Genomic DNA, 21,190 nt, shown 5'->3' on the forward strand with positions numbered 1-21,190 from the left:
AAGACTGTAACCGACGGCCAGGACAGTTGAGAGAGACGTCCGAACCGCGAGATGGATCAAAGGCAGAGGAGCCGCGCACTGTGCTGAACGAAGTCGAGCGCTGGCTGGCCACGCGTTCCTGGTCCGTGACCGATCGCCCGCTGCACAGGATCATGGCGGCGAAGCGGGGCACGGGCCGGACGGTCAGTGTTGTCCTGCCCGCGCTCAACGAGGAGGAGACGGTCGGTGACATCGTCGCCGTGATCCGTCATGACCTCATGCAGCAGGTCCCGCTCGTCGACGAGATCGTCGTCGTCGACTCGGGATCGACCGACCGCACGTCCGAGGTCGCCGCCGCGGCCGGTGCGCGGGTCGTCCACCGCGACGACATCCTCCCGCGCATACCTGCCGTGCCCGGCAAGGGCGAGGTCCTGTGGCGCTCCCTGCTCGCCACATCAGGGGACATCGTCTGTTTCATCGACGCCGATCTGAAGGAGTTCTCCTCGGAATTCGTCTCCGGCATCGTCGGCCCGCTGCTCACCGACCCCGAGGTCGACCTGGTCAAGGGCATGTACGACCGTCCCCTGGGCGGCGCTGCCGGGCAGGGCGGCCGGGTCACCGAGCTCATGGCCCGTCCGCTGCTGAACATGCACTGGCCGCAGCTGGCCGGTTTCGTGCAGCCGCTGGGCGGCGAGTACGCGGCCCGGCGGTCGTTGCTGGAACAGCTCCCGTTCCCCGTCGGGTACGGGGTCGAGCTGGGCATGCTGGTCGACGCCCTGCATCTGGTGGGCCTGGACGCGCTCGCCCAGGTCGACGTCGGTGTGCGCAAGCACCGTCACCAGGACGGGCAGGCCCTGGGCCGGATGTCCGCCGCGATCTACCGCACCGCCCAGCTGAGGCTGGCCCGCGGCCATATGATCCGGCCCTCCCTCACCCAGTTCGAGCGGGGCCGGGACGGCTTCGAGCCGCGTACGTACTCCGTGGACACGGAGGAACGGCCGCCGATGGTGGAGATCGCGGAGTACGCGAAGCGTAGGGTCGCGTGACGGACCGGGTGGCAGAACGGGGCGTTCCGTATACGCCCGCGCACTGAGCGCACCCGTACGTTTGAGCGTTTCCGGGCCGGGCTAGGTTGAGGCGTATGGCTTCCACGTCTTCCGTGCAGGGTGCTGCCCAGGTGCTGGTCGCGTCCAACCGCGGCCCGGTCTCGTACGAGGTCAAGGAGGACGGTTCGCTGAGCCCCAAACGGGGTGGCGGCGGACTGGTCTCGGGGCTTTCGGTGATCGGTCCGGAGGCGGGCGCGCTGTGGGTGTGCTCGGCGCTGTCCGACGGCGACCGCGAGGCGGTACGGCAGGGGGTCGGCGAGGACGGCGTCCGCATGCTCGCCATCCCGGCCGACGTGCACGCGGACGCGTACAACGGCATCGCGAACTCGGTCCTCTGGTTCGTCCACCATCTCCTGTACCAGACCCCGCTGGAGCCGGCCTTCGACGCGGAGTTCCGGCGGCAGTGGGGGTCGTACGAGACGTACAACCGCGCCTTCGCGGAGGCGCTCGCCGAGGAGGCGGCCGAGGGGGCGGCGGTCCTGGTCCAGGACTACCACCTGTGCCTGGTGCCGGGGATGCTCCGCGAGCTCCGTCCCGACCTGCGCATCGCCCACTTCTCGCACACGCCGTGGGCACCGGTGGACTACTTCCGGATGCTGCCGGACGACATCGCGTCCCAACTGCTGCGCGGCATGCTGGGCGCCGACCGGCTCGGTTTCCTCACCCGCCGCTGGGCGGACGCCTTCACGGCCTGCTGTACGGAGTTCGCGGACGGGCTCGGGGAGACCCGGATCGGGGTGCACGGGCTGGGCACGGACGCGGACTTCCTGCGCGCCCGCTCCCACGAGGCCGACGTCGAGGAGCGCATCGTCGACCTGCGCGAGGAGATCGGCGCGGGCCGCAAGACGATCGTCCGGGTCGACCGCACCGAACTGTCGAAGAACATCGTGCGCGGCCTGCTCTCCTACCGGCGGCTGCTGGAGTCGCGGCCGGAGTGGCGGGAGCGGGTCGTACACGTGGCGTTCGCGTATCCGTCGCGGCAGGACCTGGCGGTGTACCGGGACTACACGGCCGAGGTGCAGCGCGTGGCGGAGGAGATCAACTCCCAGTACGCGACGCCGGGTTGGACCCCGGTCGTGCTGCACGTCAAGGACGACTTCGCGCGCTCGCTGGCCGCGTACCGGCTGGCCGACGTGGCACTGGTCAACCCCATCCGGGACGGCATGAACCTGGTCGCGAAGGAGGTTCCGCTGGTGTCCGACGAGGGGTGCGCGCTGGTCCTGTCGCGGGAGGCCGGGGCGTTCGAGGAGCTCGGTGACGACGCGCTCGTGGTGAACCCGTACGACGTGGAGCAGACGGCGGAGGCCCTGCACGAGGCCCTGACGATGCCGGCCCACGAACGGGCCGAACGCGCGAAGAGGCTCGCCGCGGCGGCGACGGCACTGCCGCCGGCCCAGTGGTTCCTGGACCAACTGAACGCGCTGAAAGCGGTGGGTGGGTGACCGCGGTGGAGCGCCTGAGCGCCGTGAGCGGTGACCCTGGTGAGCGGCCGAACGCCGTGAACGAGTGACCCTGGACAGCGGCCGAACGCCGTGAACGAGTGACCCCGGACAGCAGCCGAACGCCGTGAACGGGTGACCCTGAGAGCGGCGACTGCGCCGCCAGGCGACTGGCCGACTGCGCCAACCGGGCCACCCGGCCACCTGGCCACCCGGCCACCAGCCGACTGCGGCCACTGACCGATGCCCCGACTGCCTCGACTGTCTCGACTGCCGAACTTCACCCCCGGAGAGGGATCCCATGAGCAGCCACACCGACCCCGGCGCCCTGCCGAGCCCGGCGACGCCCGTCGGGCGGGACGGCCTGCGCGCGCTTCTCGCGGAGCCGCAGCGGGCGGTCATCGGGCTCGACTTCGATGGCACGCTGGCGCCGATCGTGGCGGACCCGGAGCGGGCGCGGGCGCATCCCGAGGCGGTGGCCGTCCTCGCCGCCCTGGCACCGAAGGTGGCCTCCGTCGCGGTGATCACCGGCCGCCCGGCCGAGATCGCGGTCCGCTACGGCGGCTTCGCGGGCGTCCCCGGTCTGGAGCACCTGACGGTCCTCGGCCACTACGGCGCGGAACGCTGGGACGCGGTGACGGGCGAGGTCACGGCGCCCGAACCGCACCCGGGCGTGGCCGCGGTCCGTGCCGAGCTGCCGGAGCTCCTCGACAAAACCGGCGCCTGGATCGAGGAGAAGGGCGGCCGGGCGGTGGCGGTCCACACCCGCCGGGCCCCGGACCCCCAGGCCGCCTTCGACGCCCTGCGCACCCCCCTCACCGACCTGGCCACCCGGCACGGCCTGATCGTCGAACCGGGCCGGCTGGTCCTGGAGCTGCGTCCCCCGGGCATGGACAAGGGCGTGGCCCTCCTGACCCATGTCCGCGAACTGGCCGCCACGTCCGTCCTCTACGGCGGTGACGACCTGGGTGACCTCCCGGCCTTCTCCGCGGTCGACGACCTCCGCGCCACCGGCACCCCCGGCCTCCTGGTCTGCAGCGGCAGCGACGAGGTGACGGAACTGCGTAAACGGGCGGACCTGGTGGTGGACGGCCCGGGCGGCGTGGTGAGCCTGCTGCGCGCCCTGGCGGAACGGCTCACCTGACCCTCACCCGCCCTCAGCGTTCCTGCCGCCGCGCCTCCCGGACCCGGCGCAGACGGTTCACCGTCACCGGGTCGAAGGCCAGGGCGCGCTCGTCGTCCAGCAGCGCGTTCAGCAACTGGTAGTAGCGGACCGGTGCCAGCCCCAGCTCCTCCCGTATCGCCCGCTCCTTGGCGCCGGGCCCCGGGAAGCCGCGGCGCTCCAGGGCGAGGATGTCCCGCTCCCTGCGGTCCAGCTCCGGATGCTCCATGTCCGGAACCGTAACGCCCGCCACTGACAGCGACTACTCCGCCTTCTGCGCGGTCAGCTGCAGCGCGCGCAGCACCTCAGACGGGCTCCCGCCCGAACTCACCGCCGACCCGATCTGCTTCTTCACGGCCGCGCTGACCGAGGCCCAGGACGTCTTGCCGACCGGAGGCAGCTCGGAGTTGGGCAGCGCGTCGAGGAAGGGCTTGAGGTCGGCGTCCCGGGAGGCCCGGCTCATGACCGAGGACGCGGAGTTGGTCACCGGCAGCAGGTCGTACTCCCGGGAGAACGCGAGCACGTTCTTCTCGCTGTACACGAAGTCGAGGAAGTCGCCCACCTGCTCGGCGTGCCCGTTCTGCTTGAAGGCCATCATCCAGTCGGCCACGCCCATGGAGTTCTTGGTCTCCCCGTGGGCGCCGGGCATGGGCACCATCCCGAACTTCACCCCCTTCTCGGCAGCGATCTTCATCAGCGAGGGGTGCCCGTTGAGCATCCCGACGTCCCCGGCGGCGAACGCGGAGAACGCGGCGGCCCGGTTGAGGTTCTCGGGCGCGACCGGCCCGGTCAGCCCCTTGCCGACGAGGTCCTCCTTGAGCCAGGTCAGCGTCGTGACGTTCTCGACGGAGTCGATGGCGTACGTCCCGACGGAGTCGATGTATCCGCCGCCCCCGCTCAGCAGCCACTGCATGGTCTCGGCCTGCGCCTCCTCAGGACCGAGGGGCAGCGCGTACGGGTACTTCACGCCGTCCGCCTTGAGCGCCTCGGCGTCCGCGGCGAGCTGCTTCCACGTTGTCGGCGGGGTGAGTCCGGCGTCGGCGAAGAGGGTCTTGTTGTAGAAGAGCAGCCGGGTGGACGCGGCGAACGGCATGCCGTACTGCATCCCGTTGATCCGCCCCGCCGAGGCCAGCTGCGCGACGAAGTCGGCCTGCTCCCGGATCCCGATCAGGTCGTCGGCCTTGTACAGCAGCCCCTTGTCCGCGTAGTCGGCGTACGCGCCGATCTGCGCCATGTCGGGTGCCTTCCCGGCGTCGACCAGCTCCTTGACCTTGCGGTCCACGTCCGTCCAGGAGTACACGCTGACGTCGATCCTCACGCCGGGGTGCGCGGCCTCGTACTCCTTGACGAGCTTGTCCCAGTACTTCTGGGAGCTGTTGGCCGAGCTGTCGCCGTAGTCGGCGGCGACCAGCCTCAGCGTCACCTCGTCCGTCCCGCTCCCCAGCCCGCAGCCGCCGAGGACCGCCGTCATGCCCAGCGCGGACACCGCCGCGATCGTTCCCGTCCTACGCCGCCGCACCGACAACCGCCCCACACTCATGTTCGAAACTTTCGAAAAGTCATACATATCTCGGACGTAAGGTCTACACCACGCGAGTGGACTAGACCTCTTGCGGGTCGAAGGGCCACACTGTCCTTGTGAGACATGTCATCGCCCTCGACGTGGGCGGCACCGGGATGAAGGCGGCCTTGGTCGGCGCGGGCGGCGAGCTCCTGCACCAGGCGCGCCGGGCGACCGGCCGCGACCGCGGCCCCGACGCGGTCGTCGACGGCATCCTCGACTTCGCCGTCGAGCTGCGCGGGTACGGCATCGAGCACCTCGGCGCCCCCGCGCTCGCGGCCGGCGTCGCCGTGCCCGGCATCGTCGACGAGGAGCAGGGCATCGCTGCCTACTCCGCCAACCTGGGCTGGCGGGACCTCCCGCTGCGCGGGCTGCTCACCGACCGCCTCGGAGGCGTCCCGGTCGCCCTCGGCCACGACGTCCGCACCGGCGGCCTCGCGGAGGGCCGCATCGGCGCAGGCAAGGGCGCCGACCGCTTCCTCTTCGTCCCCCTGGGAACCGGCATCGCGGGCGCGATCGGCATCGCGGGGCGGGTGGAGTCGGGCGCCCACGGCTTCGCGGGCGAGATCGGCCACATCGTCGTACGCCCGGGCGGCACGCCCTGCCCATGCGGCCAGCGGGGCTGCCTGGAGCGGTACGCCTCCGCGGCGGCCGTGTCGCAGGCGTGGTCGGACGCCACCGGCGACCCTCACACGGACGCGGCGGACTGCGCGAAGGCGGTGGACGGCGGGGACCCGAAAGCCCGGGAGGTCTGGCAGAACGCCGTGGACGCCCTGGCCGACGGCCTGGTCACCGCGCTCACCCTCCTGGACCCCCGCACCCTGATCATCGGTGGCGGCCTGGCGGAGGCGGGGGACACCCTGTTCACACCCCTGCGGGAGGCGGTCCGCCGACGGGTCACCTTCCAGAAGCTGCCGACGATCGTCCCCGCGGCCCTGGGCGACACGGCGGGATGCCTGGGCGCGGGCCTGCTGGCCTGGGATCTCCTGGACAACACCGACGGTACGGAGGTAACCCCCTGATGGCAGCCCAGCCAGGGGCGCGGGACGGCGCTGAATGTGCGGCTACCGCCGCGCGAGCGCGACCAGCCACGACGCTCCCGCACCCCGCAACGGACGGAACCCCCTTGGTGCTCTCCGGCGCCGACGTGGTCCTGCCCACGGGAACGGTCAAGAACGGCCAAGTTGTCATCGAGGGCACGCGCATCACCGGTACCGCCCCGGAGAACGCCCAGGTCATCGACGTAACCAACCACTGGCTGGTCCCCGGCTTCGTCGACATCCACAACCACGGCGGCGGCGGAGCCTCGTTCACCTCAGGCACCGCGGACGACGTGGTCACCGGCATCCGCACCCACCAGAACCACGGCACCACCACCCTCGTCGCCTCCACCGTCACCGGCGACATGGACTTCCTCGCCCAGCGAGCCGGTCTGCTGAGCGAACTCGCCGAGCAGGGCGACATCGCCGGCATCCACTTCGAGGGCCCGTTCATCTCCCCCTGCCGCAAGGGCGCGCACTCGGAGAACCTCCTGCGCCACCCCGACCCGGCGGAGGTCCGCAAGCTGGTCGACGCGGCTCGCGGACAGGCGAAGATGGTCACGCTCGCCACCGAACTCCCCGGCGGCATCGACTCCGTACGGCTCCTCGCCGAGCACGGCGTCATCGCGGCGATCGGGCACACGGACGCGACGTACGAGCAGACCCTCGAGGCCATCGACGCGGGCGCCACCGTGGCCACCCACCTCTTCAACGCGATGCCGCCGCTCGGCCACCGCGCCCCCGGCCCCATCGCCGCCCTCCTGGAGGACGAGCGGATCACGGTCGAGCTGATCAACGACGGCACGCATCTGCACCCGGCCGCACTGCAACTCGCGTTCCACCACGCGGCGGCACACCGCGTCGCGTTCATCACGGACGCCATGGACGCGGCCGGCTTCGGCGACGGCCGTTACATGCTCGGTCCCCTGGAGGTCGAGGTCAGCGAGGGAGTCGCCCGGCTCGTGGAGGGCGGTTCGATCGCGGGATCGACGCTCACCCTGGATCGCGCCTTCAAGCGGGCGGTGTCCGTCGACCGGCTCCCCGTCGAGGACGTGGTCGCGGCGATCTCCGCCAACCCGGCCCGTCTGCTGGGCATGTCCGACCGCATCGGCTCACTGGAGCCCGGCAAGGACGCCGACCTGGTCCTCCTCGACCATCAATTCGACCTCAAGGGCGTCATGCGCCGGGGAGAATGGGTGGTCGATCCCCAACTGGGCTGATGTGTCCCGCTGTTGGGCCCGGCGGCAGCCTGGGAGACTGGACGGGCACATTCTGTCTTTCGGGGGAGGTCGGCCCAGGTGATCCTCACCGTCACGCTGAACACCGCTCTCGACATCACCTATCGCGTACCGTCGCTGCGGCCGCACGCCAGCCACCGGGTCACCGAGGTCACCGAACGCCCCGGGGGCAAGGGCCTGAACGTGGCCCGGGTGCTGGCCGCGCTCGGCCACGAGGTGACGGTCACCGGGTTCACCGGCGGCGCCACGGGCCGCATGGTCCAGGACCGGCTCACCGCCGTACCGGGCCTGGTGGACGCGCTCGTCCCGGTCGCCGGACCGACCCGGCGCACGATCGCCGTGGTGGACGAACAGTCCGGCGACACCACCCAGCTCAACGAGCCGGGCCCGACGGTGACGCCGGCGGAGTGGTCGGCCTTCCAGGAGGCGTACGGGGATCTCGTCCCGTCGGTCTCGGCGGTGGCCCTGTGCGGGAGTCTGCCGCCGGGGGTGCCGGTGGGGGCGTACGCGGGCCTGATCCGCACGGCGAAGGCGGCCGGGGTGCCGGTCCTGCTGGACACCAGCGGAGAGGCACTGCGCCGCGGGGTCGCCGCCCGCCCGGACATCCTCAAGCCGAACGCCGACGAACTGTCCGAACTGACCGGCTCCCACGAGCCGTTGCGCGCGACGCAGGACGCCCGCCGCAGGGGCGCGCAGTCCGTGATCGCGTCCTTGGGCAAGGAGGGCCTCCTCGCCGCGACTCCCGAGGGCCGCTGGCGCGCCGCTCCCCCGACTCCTGTCCAGGGCAATCCGACGGGGGCCGGCGACTCGGCGGTGGCGGGCCTGCTGTCGGGTCTGGCGGAGCGACTGCCCTGGCCGGACCGGCTGTCCCGGGCGGTCGCCCTGTCCGCCGCGACCGTACTGGCCCCGGTGGCGGGCGAGTTCGACCGCGCGGCCTACGAGGAACTGCTGGCCCGGGTCACGGTCACGGGTGAGGTCAGCGCGGCGTGAGCCCGGCTACGACCGGAAGTCGACTGTGCCCGTCCTGCGTGACGCCTAAGATCATCGGCGACCAATGATCTACCTCTCACACGTGCTGGTCTGGTGGTCCTTCCGGCGACGACTGGTACAAGGTCCATTGGGCTGGCAAAACTGGCTGGGTTGCCGCCAGGTGCGTCGAAGTCGGACGCATCTGACAGCGCTGAACATGACGGCCGCCGGAGTGCAGACACTCCGGCGGCCGTTTCAGGCGTGCACGAACTAGTTCTTGACCTGACCCGCCTTCAGCCAGAACTGGTCCAGCAGGATGTTGCACTTGTCTCCGTCCTGGCAGGAGACCGAGATCGTGTTGGTGCCCTTGTTCAAGGAGGGCCAGACGTAGGTCTTGGTCCAGCCCTTGGCGAAGTCGCCGTCCTTGGCACGGGCGAAGTTGCCGAAGTTCACCTTGCTGCCGAAATCCTTGCCGTTGACGGTGAGCGTCATCGACTGGTCCTCGTCGGCCGTGCTGTAGTGCGCGAAGAGGGTGTAGACCCCGCTCTTCGGGATGCCGCTGACGTTCCAGGTGACGGAGGCGCCGGTCTGATTGAGGCCCGAGACGTACACGCCGCCGTCGGCGGTGGCGCCCTCGACGTCCGAGGCCAGGGTGACACCGGTGCCGAGGTTCAGCGCCTTGGCGTCGATCTTGGGCAGCTCCTTGACGTCCGCGTCGCCGCTGCTCGACGGACTCGGCTCCGAGCTCTGTGACGTGGTCGGGGTCGTCGCCGCCTGGTTGCCGCTGTCGTCGTTCTGGTCGTCGCCGCCCGCCATCGCGATGCCGATGCCTATGACCACCGCGGCGACCACCGCGATCGCGCCGATCAGCAGGCCCTTGGTGTTGGGGCCACCGCTCCGGCCGCCGCCACCACCGCTGTAGCCGGGCATGGGCTGCTGGCTGGTGGGGGCGCCGCCCGGGAAGGTCTCGGGGGCGGCGTAGTGGGCGCTGGGCTGGTTGTAGCCGGTCTGGCCCTGCTGCTGCGGGACCTGGCCGTACGGGCCGTTCGGCGCGGCCGGCGCCTGCTGCTGGCCGTACTGCCGCTGGCCGACCGAGCGCGTCCGGTTGACGGAGTTCGGGTAGCCGTAGCCGTAGCCGCCGCCGGACGGCGGCTGGGCGCCGTTGGCCTGGCCGTCGGCGTAGAGGTAGCCGAACGGGTCGTCGTCCTCGGGCGCACTCGCCCCGTTGTTGCCGGACGTCATCCCAGGTACTCCTCAAACAGATGGGCATCGGATGCGATACGGATGGTCAGAATGGCGAGCCTACCCGCTCCTGATGGCCCAAACGGGTGACTCGGATCGCATCAGCTCGCTGACCTGGGGCTTATCCCGCGCGTCTGTGCTGTTTGGGACGAGATCGTTTCTCGACGTACATCCGTTCGTCGGCGGACTTCAGCACTTCGTCCGCCGTCATGCCGCAGTGCGCCCAGCCGATGCCGAAGCTGGCACCGACCCGGACGGCCCGTCCCTCGGCACGGATCGGCTGGATGATCTCGCTGCGCAGACGTACGGCGAGGTCGGCGGCGTCCGCCTTGCCGAGGCCGTCGGCGAGGATCACGAACTCGTCGCCGCCGAGCCGGGCCACGGTGTCGCCGTCGCGCACGCACTGCGACAGCCGCCGGGCGACCTCGATGAGCACCGCGTCACCCGCGTTGTGCCCGAACCGGTCGTTGATCGACTTGAAGCCGTCGAGGTCGCAGAAGAGCACCGCGAGCCCCTTGGTGCCGTCGTCGCGCTCGCCCTCGGGGGCGACGGTGTGCACATGGTGGTCGAAGGTGTCGAACGCCTCAGCGCCGCCCGGCCGGAAGTCGAAACCATGGCCGTTCGCGTCGAAGGCCGGGTGGCCGAAGGCCGCGTCGATCGACTCCAGCGCGCCCGTGTGGGTGGAGCGCTGCTGACAGAGCCGGGAGGACAGCCGCGAGCGCAGCTCGGCGGAGTTCGGCAGGCCGGTCAGGGAGTCGTGGGAGGCGCGGTGGGCGAGCTGGAGCTCGCGGCGCTTGCGCTCCTCGATGTCCTCGACGTGGGTGAGCAGGAAGCGCGGCCCGTCGGCGGCGTCGGCGACCACCGAGTTGCGCAGGGACACCCAGAGGTAGGTGCCGTCCCGGCGCCCGAGGCGGAGCTCCGCGCGCCCGCCTTCCGCCGAGGTCCGCAGCAGGGTGCCTATGTCCTCGGGGTGGACCAGGTCGGAGAAGGAGTAGCGGCGCATCGCGGACGCGGGGCGGCCGAGGAGGCGGCACAGGGCGTCGTTGGTACGCAGGATCCGGCCGTGCTGGTCGCCGCCCATCTCGGCGATGGCCATGCCGGAGGGGGCGTACTCGAAGGCCTGCCGAAAGCTCTCTTCACTGGCCCTGAGGGCCTGCTGCTCCCTTTCGAGCCTGACCAGTGCGCGCTGCATGTTCGACCGCAGACGCGCGTTGCTGATCGCGATGGCGGCCTGGAACGCGTACATCTGGAGCGCTTCGCGTCCCCATGCCCCCGGCCTGCGGCCGTTGCGCGGCCGGTCCACGGAGAGCACGCCGATCAGCTCGCCGCACTGACCGCCCTGCACGCCCGGCGTGTACATCGGCGCGAACAGCCGGTCCGAGGGGTGCCACTCGTCCTCGAAGCGGGGCGCGGGGCCGTCGGTGTACCACTGCGGGACGTCGTCGTCATCGAGGACCCAGCCCTCGGTGTGCGGGATGAAGACCAGGTCGCCCCAGGTCTCCCCCATGCTCAGCCGGCGATCCCAGGACTCGCGGGAGCCCACCCGGCCGGTGATCAGCGACTCGGCGGCCTGGTTCCCGGAGAAGGCGGCGACCACGAGGTCGCCGTCGGGGCGCACGAGATTGACGCACGCCAGTTCGTAACCGAGTGCGGTGACCACGCCGTTCGCGACGGTCTGCAGTGTGTCGGCCAGGCTGCGGGCCGTGTTCATGTCGGCCATGACCTGGTGCAGCTGTCGCAGGGACGCAAGACGGACGTACGGCTCCGACTCGCTCTCCATTGCTCGCCCTCCCCCCGAGACCTCGCAGCGAATCAAGGGTTCTCTTCGGCGTATCTTCAGTGCGCCTTCGTTGGTGCGGCTTCGTCGGTCCTTCCCCGCCACTGAATCACAGCGCGCTGCCCACTCGGTACACAGGGTCAACAAATACCGCCCCTTGTGACTCAAGTCACAGCGAAAGATGAACAATTGAGTGGGGTTTCTGCGCTTTCCCTGTGCGTTTACTGAACGCAAACTTTGGGCGTTTGTGAACGCCCTGTCCATCTCCGCCGGTAGACCTAGGTCCGGCCTCGGACGAAGGCCCGATGCGGAGCGCACGGACCGGACATTAGCGTTTCCGGCGTGCCGAACACTCCCCCCGCCACCGCCCCGATGATCCCTCCGCCCGCTTCCGGGCATGCTGTGGGGGTGAGCAACGACGAGTTCCGCGCCGCCATGGCCCGGCTGGCCGCGGGCGTGGTCCTGGTGACCGCGTTCGAGCCCCCGCTCGACGCCGAGGGACCCGGGGGCGAGGACGTCGGCATGACGGCCACGGCGTTCTTGTCGGTCTCCCTGGATCCGCCTCTGGTGCTGGTCAGCCTGCGTACGGGCTCCCGCATGGACGACCTGCTCGACGAGCAACCCCACTGGGCGGTCTCCGTCCTGTCCGAGAGCCAGCGCCACATCGCCGGCCGCTTCGCCATGAAGGGCCGCATCAGCGACCGCCTCCTGTTTGAGGACATCCCGTACGTCCGCGGCGCGGCCACCGGCGCCGCACTGGTGGGCGGCGCCCTCGCCACCCTGGAGTGCCGCACCGAACAGCGCGTGGAGGCCGGCGACCACACCCTGGTGATCGGCCGCGTCCTCACGGCCGACGTGCCGAGCGCGGACGGCGGACCGCTGACCTATTTCCGGGGCAGGTACCGCCGGCTGGGATGAAATTCCATGGCCGCTCGCCGGTACCCCCGCATAAGGTCACCGGATGACATTCGCACCCCGCCTCGAAGAGATCACACCCGGGAATTTCGAAACGGCGACCGGCATACGGGTCCGCCCTGAGCAGGAATTCGCGGTCTCCCCGGTCATGCAGTCCCTCGCCGAGGCCTACGTGCATCCCACGGGCGTCGCCTGGCCCCGTCTGATCGTCGACGGTGACCGCACCGTCGGCTTCCTGATGGCCTTCCTCGACATCGACTGGCGCACCGACGGCGGCAGCGTCGTCCGCTCCGGCCTGTGGCGGCTGAACATCGCGGCCGACGCCCAGGGCAGGGGCTACGGCCGTTTCGCCGTCGAGTCAGTCGCCGCGGAGCTGCGCCGCCGGGGCACGAAGGAGTTGTACGTCACCTGGCACGAGGGCGCCGACGGCCCGGCGGAGTTCTACCTGAGGCTCGGTTTCCGCCGGACCGGGGAGCTGAGCGCGGACGAGACGGTCGGGGTACTGGACCTCGGCGGTCCCCGCTAGACGAAGGTGACGTCCAGCCGCGCCGCCCGTTCCGGGTCCGTAGTGATGTCGATCACGGCGATCCGGTCGTGTACGAACGTGAACGCCAGCGTCCGCCACACCCGGCCGTCCCGCAGGAGCGCGATACCGGTGCGACCCTCGACGAGAGCCGGTACCGCGACGCCGACGACGTGCCGCGAGTAGCTCGTCGCCCCCTTGGCCACGGCCAGGGCCCCCGTCGTCACCCCGACCTCCGTGCGCACCACGACATCCGGGTCCAGGACCTCCAGCAGCCCGTCGAAGTCACCGTCGCGCGCGGCGGCGAGGAAGGCGTCGACGAGTTCACGCCGGCGCGTCCGATCGGTGTCGGTGACCTGGGCGCCCCGCACCCGGCGGCGGGCCCGGCTGCCGAGCTGGCGGGTGGCCGCCGGGGACTTGCCGATGACGCCGGCGATCTCGTCGTAGGGGACGGCGAAGAGGTCGTGAAGGACGAAGGCGAGCCGTTCGGCGGGGCCGAGGGTGTCGAGGACGACGAGAAGGGCGGTGCCGACCGAGTCGGCGAGCACGGCGTCCTGCTCGGGGTCGGGAGTGACGGCCGGGACCGGCGCCTCGGGCTCCAGGGGCTGTTCGGCACGGGACCTGCGGGAGCGGAGCATGTCGAGGCAGACCCGGCCCACGACGGTCGTCAGCCAGCCGCCGAGGTTGTCGACGTGCGTGGTGTCCGACCGGCTCATCCGCACCCACGTCTCCTGCACCGCGTCCTCGGCCTCGGCTCCCGACCCGAGCATCCGCCGCGCCACCGCCCGCAGCTGCCCGCGGTGCGCCTCGAACCGTTCGGCCAGGAAGTCGTCGTCGCCCATGGGCCACCGCTCTCGTCGTCGTCCGCCGTCGGTGAGTTGACGGACGGGACGGGGGAGATGTGACACACGCAGGTCTGTTGATGATGTGTCGCAGGACCGGGGTTACCCCCAGTCCCGCCCCTGCCGTCCCCGCTTGGTGTCCGATCGCGCCTTCTTCTCCCGAAGCCGCCGCTCATTGATTCCGCGCGGGATGCGTGTCGCCCGCCGTGGCTTGGGCGGCGGCGCGGTGGCTTCGGCGAGGAGCGCCGCGAGCCGTACGGCGGCGGTCTCGCGGTTGCGCCACTGTGAACGGTGTTCGGAGGAGCGGACGGTGACGACCCCGTCGACGAGCCGCCCGGCCAACTTGTCCAGCGCCCGCTGCTTCCACACGTCGGGCAGGGACTCGGTGCGGGCCAGGTCGAAGCGCAGCTCCACCTGGGAGTCACTGGTGTTGACGTGCTGGCCACCGGGGCCGGAGGAGCGCGAGAAACGCCACATGAGCTCGGCCTCGGGAAGCGAGACGGAGCCGCGGATGACGTAGGGACCGGACATGGACTCCATGTTCCCGGCTCTGTCCGGTCCACGTCACCCGAATATCGCCGGGCGGCCGCTCACTCTTTGGTAAAGAAAGTAAAGACACGGGGAACCTTCGGCGCCCCTCGCGGCGTTCATGGGGGTAGCTGTAACTTCAAGCCCGTACTTGCCGTACAAAAACGAGGGAAGGACTCCCAAACCATGGCTGTAAGCCTGTCCAAGGGTGGCAACGTCTCGCTCACCAAGGAGGCTCCGGGCCTGACCGCCGTCACCGTGGGCCTCGGCTGGGACGTCCGCACCACCACCGGCACGGACTTCGACCTCGACGCCTCCGCGATCGCGGTCAACACGGAGGGCAAGGTCTACTCGGACGGTCACTTCGTCTTCTTCAACAACAAGCAGACCCCGGACCAGACCATCGTCCACACCGGTGACAACCGCACCGGCGAGGGCGCGGGCGACGACGAGGCGATCAACGTCAACCTGGCCGGCCTCCCGGCCGACATCGACAAGATCGTCTTCCCGGTCTCGATCTACGACGCGGAGAACCGCTCGCAGAACTTCGGCCAGGTCCGCAACGCCTACATCCGCATCGTCAACCAGGCCGGCGGCGCCGAGATCGCCCGCTACGACCTCTCCGAGGACGCGGCCACGGAGACGGCGATGGTCTTCGGCGAGCTGTACCGCAACGGCGCGGAGTGGAAGTTCCGCGCGGTGGGCCAGGGCTACGCGTCCGGCCTGGTGGGCATCGCGACGGACTTCGGCGTGAACGTCTGACGTCTCGCTGCGCTGAGCTGGAGCCCCTGGTCGTGTCGGCCGGGGGCTCCTGGCGTTCTAGGCCTGCGAGACGAAGGCGCTCCACGCAGTTGGGGCGAAGCTGAGGCGGGGGCCGGTGGTCTGCTTGGAGTCGCGGACGTGAACCGTGCCGGGGGTGGCCGCTATCTCGACGCAGGAGTTGCCGTCCGTGCCGCTGCTGTAACTGCTCTTGAACCACACCAGCTCGGAGGCGTCCCCGACAGCGGACTTGCGGATCATGTCTCTCCCAGCAGTTGCTCGACGAAGGCCAGCGACTCCCGTGGAGGGAGTGCCTGAGCCCGGATGGTGCCATACCGCAGTTCAAGGATGCGGAGTTGTTTCGGGTCGGTGATGGGGCGGCCGTTGAAGGCGCCGTCCGAACGCCCCACCGCTGTTCCGTCGGGAAACTTCAGCAGCTCGATCTTGCCGTCCAGACCCGGGTGGGCGTCGCTGTTCGTCGGCATGATCTGAAGCGTGACGTTGCGCAGCCTCCCCACCTCCAGCAGACGTTCGAGCTGCTGTCGCCACACCATTGTGCCCCCGACTGGTCGGCGTACGACCGCCTCCTCCAGCACAAAGTGGATGGAGGGAGCCGGGTCACGATCAAAGACTGACTGCCGGGCCAAGCGGGCGACCACCATCCGTTCCACGTCGTCCTGCGAGTACGGCGGCTGCGCTGCCTCGAACAGAGCCCGCGCATGCTCTGCCGTCTGCAACAGCCCATGGACGCTGTTGGGCTCATACACGCCGATCTCAACCGCCTGCGCTTCCAACTTGGCCAGCTCGCGCACCTTCTTGGGGTACCGGACCTTCTTGACGTCCTCCCAAGTCGCGGTGATGAGCCCGCCCGCCCCCAACACCTCGTCGGCCCTGTCCAGATACTCCTGTCGAGGAATCCGCTTCCCGCCCTCGATCTTGTAGACCAGGTCCTCGCCGTACCCGACCGCCTCCCCGAACTCGGCGGCCCGCATCCCCACCGCCTCCCGCCGCAGCTTCAGTTGGCGACCCACCGTTGCGATCACGGCCACGCCCCACTCGTCGTCGGGGTCGACCTCCCACCCCGGGTCGACCGCCTCGCCGTCCACGCTCATTCCGCGCCCCTCCGCCGTACGTCCATACCCGCGACGCTCCTACCCCGACGACCGCCCCCGACAGCCCGGACACGACCGGACAAGCTCCGGACAGTCACCGTACGCATCGGCATCGTCACTGTTCACGGTAAGCAGTGACGGCCACGCTGAGTGACGTGAATCAAGGAACCGCCGTCATCCGGAACTTCAGCATCCTGCTGTCCCCCACGCCCCGCGGAGCCCGCCTGGCCCGACTGCTGGCGGTCGAGCAACTCCGCGAGTGGGGAATGCCGTTGCACCCGGCGGAGCACATCGTGGCGGAGCTGGCGGCGAACGCATCCACACACGGCCGGGTCCCGGGCCGCGACTTCCGCCTCACGCTCTACGTCGTCGGCGTCACCCTGCGCATCGAGGTCACGGACACCCGGGGTGACCGTCTGCCACGCACCGAACTCCCCGCACCGGACGCCGAGTCGGGCCGAGGTCTCGTGCTCGTGGACGCGCTCGCCGACCGTTGGGGCGTGGCGCCGGGACCCCGTCCGCGCAAGACGGTGTGGGCGGAAATCGACCTCTCACCGGGTCCCGGAAACCCGTACTTCGGTGGTGCGGGCGGTCTTTCTCAAAGAACTCCAGGGTGAAAGAACCCGACCAAGCCCCACCTTTCCTCCCGCCTCGAAGCGCAGCTCACCCGCGCGGGTGAACATCACCAACTCAGCTGGATTTCGCCCCGGTTGCCTGCCCTACAGTCGGCGCAACACAACCGCAGACATGCAACGGCCCTCGCCGGGACTGGCATCCCGATGCGAGGGCCTGACCACCAAGGAAGACGAAACCTTCCCGATGGACACCCAAAACCCTAGCGCGCCGACGCGCGCCCAGTCCCGCAAGGCGGGCGAAAAACACTCCCAAGCGGGTGGCCTCGTTCACGAGAACGCCCGGCACACCACCCGCTTCACGGTGATCGGCAACCACCTCGCCCAGCACCCGGAGCTGTCGCTCGTCGCGAGGGGGCTGGCCCTGTACCTCCAGTCCCTGCCCGCCGGGGCCCGCGTCGACATCCGGACCCTCGCCGCCCGCTTCCCCGAGGGCACGACACGTATCGCGGCGGCTCTGCGCGAGCTGGAGACCCACGGCTACCTGCGCCGTGAACGCGTACGCATCCCGGGTGGCCGTGTCATCACCCGTACGACGTCCTGCAACCAGCCCGGCCGACGTGACGCCGAGCCGGACCGGCCCAGGAAGGCCGCCCGGCGTCCCACGCCGGACAAGCCCCGCAGAAAACTCCCTCCGGTCCCCCAGCCCGGTCACCCGGCTCCGGAGCTCCTCCGCATCGCCACCGAGGTCCTCGTCACCCTGCGCCGCCACGATCCCCGCCTGCTCCTGTCGGCCACCGACGCCGAACACCTCGCCCCCGGCGTCGCCGCCTGGCTGGAACGCGAGGTCACCCCCACCGCCATACGCCACGCCCTCACCGCGGACCTGCCCCCGGAGGACCTGCGTCGCCCGGCCGCCCTCCTGGCCCACCGCCTGACCGACCGGCTCCCGCCACCGCCCCCGTACCGGGCCCCCGCCCGGCCCCCGGAGATCCGACACCCCTTCCAGAACTGCGACGGCTGCGACCGCGTCTTCCGCGCCCCCGCACCCGGCCGCTGCCGCGACTGCCGAGGCGATCTCTGGGAGGCCGCCTAGCATGGACGTGACGATCCTTGCCCCTGGGCACAGACGAGGAGCGAGCGCCATGACCATCGCACCGGACGACGCGCGTCGGAGCGGCTCCCATGTCTACCGGGCCATGCGAGATCTCGTTCAGTCCATGGACGACAACCTCCCCGGCAAATTCGAGATCACCAAGGAAGGAATCGTCCACGACATGATGTCGCCGGGGGGACCCCACGAAGTGACGGCAGCCCACGTCAGCCGCCGTCTGGAGAGGGTCATGCCGGACGAGTTGCTGGCCCACAACGGCACACCGGACGTGGAGAACGAACCAGAGGGAATCACGCGTCACCCCGACGTCATGGTGATCGCATGGGACGACTTGAACGTCGAGGGCTCCATCGATCCACATACCCTCATCGCCGCCATCGAGGTCGTCTCCCGCTCAAACCCCGACAACGACTGGGTCGGAAAGATGCGCGACTACCCCCTGATCGGCATCCCCATCTACGCGATCTTCGACCCGCGCACCGCCACCGGCGCCGTCCTCACCGACATCCACGCCACGCCCGACGGCCCCCGCTACGCCACCCGCAAGGACTTCGTCTACGGAGAGGACGTCACCATCGGCGACTGGACGATCTCGACGGACGGCCTGCCACGCTACAAGGACTAGCCGGACATCACCGTCGGTGCCGCAGAGCCTCAACTACTCTGCCCGGCATGCTCCTCACCCCCCTCGACCTCACCCCCGACCACGACATCCCGGCCCCCCTCCTGACCGGACTCACCGCCCTCTACGCCGCCAACCACGAGTTCTTCGCGCTCAGCGGTGACTTCCCGGAGCCGGACGACATCCGCCCGGAGCAGGTGGCGGCGGCGCTGGCCGAGGAGCTCGCGCATCCGGACGCGGAGGTGCTGCTGGCGCGCAGTGAGGGCCGGCTGGTCGGGGTGGCCATCACGCTCGCCCAGCATCCGGACCCGGCCGACCCGGACCCGTGGATCGGGCTGCTGATGGTGGACGCGGAGGTACACCGGCAGGGCTACGGCCGTCGGCTCGCCGCCCTCGTCGAGGACCGCTTCCGCACCGAGGGCCGCACCGCCGTACGCCTCGCCGTCCTCGACGGCAACGACCGCGCCCTCGCCTTCTGGACGGCTCTCGGCTACGAGGTCATCGACCACCGCTCGGACCTGCAACGCGGGCGCCCCTGCTCGGTGTTGCGCAAGCCGCTGTCGGAGGGCTGACAGGCCTGACCGGACCAGGCCCCGTCGCTACGGCCGCTCCGGCTTCCCGCCCCCGTACAGCCACTCCTCCCAGATCGGGCCGAAGTCCTCGTCGGGGGCGAGGTGTTCGACGTACGACGTGAAGTCGTCGGTGTCCGCGGTGCCGTGGCGGTGGGTGGTGGGCCAGTCGCGGAGGAGGGCCCGGAAAGCCGTGTCGCCGAGCTGCTGGCGGATCTTGTGGAGGACCATCGCACCGCGCTGGTAGACGGGGCTGTCGGAGAGGTGCGCGGCGCTCGACGGCTTGCCGGGCGGGAAGTCCCAGAGGTCCTTGTCGGTGTCCTCGCCGTGGTCGTAGAGCGCGTCGAAGGTCTTCTGGGCGCTGTCGCCGCCATGGTCCTCGGCCCACAGCCATTCGGCGTAGGTCGCGAAGCCCTCGTTGAGCCACATGTCCCGCCAGGTCTTCGGGGTGACCGAGTCGCCGTACCACTGGTGGGCGAGTTCGTGGACGAGGGTCCCGGTGTCGGGGGCGCCGGGGAAGAAGGGGCGGTTCTGGGTCTCCAGCGCGTATTCGGCGTCTCCCTCGCGGTCGACGATCGCGCCGGTGGAGGAGAAGGGGTACGGGCCGAACGTGTCCTCGGACCAGGCCATGACGGCCGGGATCTGGGCCAGCACCTTCCGGCTCGCTTCGGCCTCCGCCGGGTCGACGGCGATGAAGACGGGCAGGCCGTCGGGGGTGGTGGTGCGGTGGATGTCGTAGTCGCCGATCGCGAGGGTGGCGAGGTAGCTCGCCATGGGTTCGGCGGTGTGCCAAGTGGTGGTCGTACGGCCGCCGCTGGTCCTGCTCGCCGTCAACTCGCCGTTGGAGACGGCCTGGAGGCCCTCGGGCACGGTGATCGTGAGGTCGTAGGACGCCTTGTCGGAGGGGTGGTGGTTGCCGGGGAACCAGGCCATCGAGCCGGTCGGTTCGCCGAGGGCCACCGCGCCGTCCTCGGTGGGCAGCCAGCCCTCCTCGGAGCCGTCCGGGTCGGTGATCGTCTTGGGGGTGCCGGAGTAGGCGACCGTCACGCGGAAGGCGCTGCCCTCGTCGAGGTCGTCGTGCGGGCGCACCGTCAGCTCCTGGCCGGTGCGGTTCCAGCGGGCCTTGGCTCCGCCGACGGTGACCTTCTCGATCTCCAGGCCGTCGAGGTTGAGGTGGAAGGCGGAGAGGTCCTGGGTGGCGCGGGCGGTGAGGGTCGCGGTGCCGGAGAGCCTCGAGGTGTCCGGGTCGTAGGCGAGGTCGAGGTCGTAGTGGGTGACGTCGTAGCCGCCGTTGCCGGCCTTCGGGAAGTACGGGTCGCGCAGGCCGGAGCCGCCGGGGGTGCCGTGCACTCCGCCGCCGCACGCGGTGAGGGCGCTCGCGAGGAGGAGGGCGGTGGGGAGCAGGGCGGTGGGGACGAGCGGCGCGGATCGGGACACGCGGTGATCCTATGAGAGGCCGCGTGACACCATCTCGTACGTGCTCGACATCGGCTACGCCCTCTCCAACCGCTTCCCGGACCCGCCGCAGACCGACTACCGCCGCGCGGACGTCCACGCGCTGCGGCACGACCTGTTCTGCGGGGACGTCTATCTCGCGGACACCAAGGAGGACCGGGAACTGTCCACAGCCTGGGGATGGGTGCCGGTGCTCGACTTCGCGTGGGCGTTGTGCGACATCGCGGAACGCCTGGACCGCGACCCGGCGGGCTCCCGTGCCTCCCGCCCCCAGCACGCGGAGCTCGACTTCACCGAGTCCACCGACCGCATGCTCTTCGAGCGCCGCTTCGGCTGGGTGGACATCGAGGCCGACTGGATGCCGGCGGAGGAGCCCCCGCTCACCTTCTCCCACGCGGACCTGCGCCGCGAGGCCCGCGACTTCCTGCACGACCTCATCGCCGACCTGATCGACCTCCACGACGACCTGGGCGAGAACCCGGCGATCTGGACGCTCCAGGCACGGTTCCCGAGGGTGAAGTGATCACGGAGAGCCGGCATCCCGGTCGACGAGGATCTGCTGCGGTCGGGCCGGTGCCCTGGTCGAAGGGGTTGGTGCTGCTCCACCAGGGAGTGCGCACAAGGCCGCACGTCGGCCAGGGCGACCGCGCACCGCGGACCGACCCG

The 21,190-nt window shown here is 70.5% G+C and carries 23 protein-coding genes; 14 read left to right on the top strand and 9 right to left on the bottom strand.

Annotation, left to right across the window (positions count from 1 at the left end; all coding sequences use genetic code 11):
• Window positions 1–80: 80 nt before the first annotated feature.
• From QF027_RS21930 to otsB, 3 genes are all read left to right on the top strand, one after another.
• Entirely contained in the window at window positions 81–1,025 is a 945-nt protein-coding gene (locus QF027_RS21930) for a glucosyl-3-phosphoglycerate synthase (protein WP_307076473.1), read from the top strand.
• 95 nt (window positions 1,026–1,120) lie between these two features.
• A complete protein-coding gene (locus QF027_RS21935; protein ID WP_307076475.1) occupies window positions 1,121–2,527 on the top strand; it encodes an alpha,alpha-trehalose-phosphate synthase (UDP-forming) in 1,407 nt (468 codons plus the stop codon).
• Window positions 2,528–2,825: 298 nt separating this feature from the next.
• Complete coding sequence (gene otsB, locus QF027_RS21940; RefSeq protein ID WP_306979642.1) at window positions 2,826–3,668, top strand: trehalose-phosphatase; 843 nt, start codon at window positions 2,826–2,828, stop codon at window positions 3,666–3,668.
• Window positions 3,669–3,681: 13 nt separating this feature from the next.
• Here otsB and QF027_RS21945 read toward each other — a convergent pair whose 3' ends face one another.
• Entirely contained in the window at window positions 3,682–3,915 is a 234-nt protein-coding gene (locus tag QF027_RS21945) for a DUF3263 domain-containing protein (protein ID WP_057608619.1), read from the bottom strand.
• Window positions 3,916–3,948: 33 nt separating this feature from the next.
• Window positions 3,949–5,226: an ABC transporter substrate-binding protein gene (locus tag QF027_RS21950; RefSeq protein WP_307076478.1), complete on the bottom strand. Its 1,278-nt coding sequence runs from the start codon at window positions 5,224–5,226 to the stop codon at window positions 3,949–3,951.
• A gap of 98 nt (window positions 5,227–5,324) precedes the next feature.
• Between QF027_RS21950 and QF027_RS21955 the strand changes: the two genes are divergently transcribed.
• From QF027_RS21955 to QF027_RS21965, 3 genes are all read left to right on the top strand, one after another.
• Window positions 5,325–6,269 (top strand): ROK family protein, encoded by a 945-nt coding sequence (locus tag QF027_RS21955; protein WP_306979638.1) that lies wholly within the window; start codon window positions 5,325–5,327, stop codon window positions 6,267–6,269.
• 107 nt (window positions 6,270–6,376) lie between these two features.
• Entirely contained in the window at window positions 6,377–7,507 is a 1,131-nt protein-coding gene (nagA, locus tag QF027_RS21960) for an N-acetylglucosamine-6-phosphate deacetylase (RefSeq protein ID WP_307082459.1), read from the top strand.
• Window positions 7,508–7,585: 78 nt separating this feature from the next.
• A complete protein-coding gene (locus QF027_RS21965) occupies window positions 7,586–8,515 on the top strand; it encodes a 1-phosphofructokinase family hexose kinase (RefSeq protein ID WP_306979636.1) in 930 nt (309 codons plus the stop codon).
• A 249-nt stretch (window positions 8,516–8,764) separates the two neighbouring features.
• On the opposite strand, the gene QF027_RS21970 is transcribed toward QF027_RS21965, so the two are convergent.
• Entirely contained in the window at window positions 8,765–9,736 is a 972-nt protein-coding gene (locus QF027_RS21970; protein ID WP_306979634.1) for a carbohydrate-binding protein, read from the bottom strand.
• Window positions 9,737–9,857: 121 nt separating this feature from the next.
• Entirely contained in the window at window positions 9,858–11,516 is a 1,659-nt protein-coding gene (cdgB, locus tag QF027_RS21975; protein ID WP_306979632.1) for a diguanylate cyclase CdgB, read from the bottom strand.
• A gap of 339 nt (window positions 11,517–11,855) precedes the next feature.
• Between cdgB and QF027_RS21980 the strand changes: the two genes are divergently transcribed.
• Both QF027_RS21980 and QF027_RS21985 read left to right on the top strand, forming a co-directional pair.
• The gene (locus QF027_RS21980) at window positions 11,856–12,431 is read left to right on the top strand and encodes a flavin reductase family protein (RefSeq protein WP_306979630.1); all 576 of its coding nucleotides are present in this window, start codon (window positions 11,856–11,858) and stop codon (window positions 12,429–12,431) included.
• 43 nt (window positions 12,432–12,474) lie between these two features.
• Entirely contained in the window at window positions 12,475–12,954 is a 480-nt protein-coding gene (locus QF027_RS21985; RefSeq protein WP_306979627.1) for a GNAT family N-acetyltransferase, read from the top strand.
• On the opposite strand, the gene QF027_RS21990 is transcribed toward QF027_RS21985, so the two are convergent.
• A complete protein-coding gene (locus QF027_RS21990; RefSeq protein ID WP_306979625.1) occupies window positions 12,951–13,793 on the bottom strand; it encodes a sigma-70 family RNA polymerase sigma factor in 843 nt (280 codons plus the stop codon). The genes QF027_RS21985 and QF027_RS21990 overlap by 4 nt on opposite strands.
• 102 nt (window positions 13,794–13,895) lie before the next feature.
• The gene (gene arfB, locus QF027_RS21995; RefSeq protein WP_307076480.1) at window positions 13,896–14,333 is read right to left on the bottom strand and encodes an alternative ribosome rescue aminoacyl-tRNA hydrolase ArfB; all 438 of its coding nucleotides are present in this window, start codon (window positions 14,331–14,333) and stop codon (window positions 13,896–13,898) included.
• Window positions 14,334–14,507: 174 nt separating this feature from the next.
• Between arfB and QF027_RS22000 the strand changes: the two genes are divergently transcribed.
• Window positions 14,508–15,083 carry a TerD family protein gene (locus QF027_RS22000; protein ID WP_062044736.1) on the top strand — a complete coding sequence of 192 codons (576 nt, stop codon included), beginning with the start codon at window positions 14,508–14,510 and terminating at the stop codon, window positions 15,081–15,083.
• Window positions 15,084–15,140: 57 nt separating this feature from the next.
• Here QF027_RS22000 and QF027_RS22005 read toward each other — a convergent pair whose 3' ends face one another.
• Both QF027_RS22005 and QF027_RS22010 read right to left on the bottom strand, forming a co-directional pair.
• Window positions 15,141–15,341, bottom strand: coding sequence for a DUF397 domain-containing protein (locus QF027_RS22005; protein ID WP_307076483.1), 201 nt, complete (start codon window positions 15,339–15,341; stop codon window positions 15,141–15,143).
• Window positions 15,338–16,192 (bottom strand): helix-turn-helix domain-containing protein, encoded by an 855-nt coding sequence (locus QF027_RS22010; protein WP_307076485.1) that lies wholly within the window; start codon window positions 16,190–16,192, stop codon window positions 15,338–15,340. Before QF027_RS22010 ends, QF027_RS22005 begins: the two co-directional genes overlap by 4 nt.
• 155 nt (window positions 16,193–16,347) lie before the next feature.
• On the opposite strand from QF027_RS22010, the gene QF027_RS22015 reads away from it, so the two are divergent.
• The 4 genes from QF027_RS22015 to QF027_RS22030 all read left to right on the top strand — a co-directional run bounded on the left by QF027_RS22015 (window position 16,348) and on the right by QF027_RS22030 (window position 19,072).
• Window positions 16,348–16,809 (top strand): ATP-binding protein, encoded by a 462-nt coding sequence (locus QF027_RS22015; protein WP_307076487.1) that lies wholly within the window; start codon window positions 16,348–16,350, stop codon window positions 16,807–16,809.
• Window positions 16,810–17,011: 202 nt separating this feature from the next.
• Window positions 17,012–17,860, top strand: a complete 849-nt coding sequence (locus QF027_RS22020; protein ID WP_306979615.1) for a helix-turn-helix domain-containing protein — start codon at window positions 17,012–17,014, stop codon at window positions 17,858–17,860.
• Between the two features lie 49 nt (window positions 17,861–17,909).
• Window positions 17,910–18,503: a Uma2 family endonuclease gene (locus QF027_RS22025; RefSeq protein WP_307076489.1), complete on the top strand. Its 594-nt coding sequence runs from the start codon at window positions 17,910–17,912 to the stop codon at window positions 18,501–18,503.
• Between the two features lie 47 nt (window positions 18,504–18,550).
• A complete protein-coding gene (locus QF027_RS22030; RefSeq protein WP_306979611.1) occupies window positions 18,551–19,072 on the top strand; it encodes a GNAT family N-acetyltransferase in 522 nt (173 codons plus the stop codon).
• 27 nt (window positions 19,073–19,099) lie between these two features.
• Here the strand turns inward: QF027_RS22030 and QF027_RS22035 are convergent, their stop codons facing one another.
• Window positions 19,100–20,506 carry a M1 family metallopeptidase gene (locus QF027_RS22035; protein ID WP_307076491.1) on the bottom strand — a complete coding sequence of 469 codons (1,407 nt, stop codon included), beginning with the start codon at window positions 20,504–20,506 and terminating at the stop codon, window positions 19,100–19,102.
• 40 nt (window positions 20,507–20,546) lie between these two features.
• Between QF027_RS22035 and QF027_RS22040 the strand changes: the two genes are divergently transcribed.
• Complete coding sequence (locus QF027_RS22040; protein WP_306979607.1) at window positions 20,547–21,047, top strand: hypothetical protein; 501 nt, start codon at window positions 20,547–20,549, stop codon at window positions 21,045–21,047.
• The last annotated feature ends 143 nt before the right edge of the window (window positions 21,048–21,190 follow it).

It is taken from the genome of Streptomyces canus (assembly GCF_030816965.1).
In the GTDB taxonomy this organism is placed as follows: domain Bacteria; phylum Actinomycetota; class Actinomycetes; order Streptomycetales; family Streptomycetaceae; genus Streptomyces; species Streptomyces canus_E.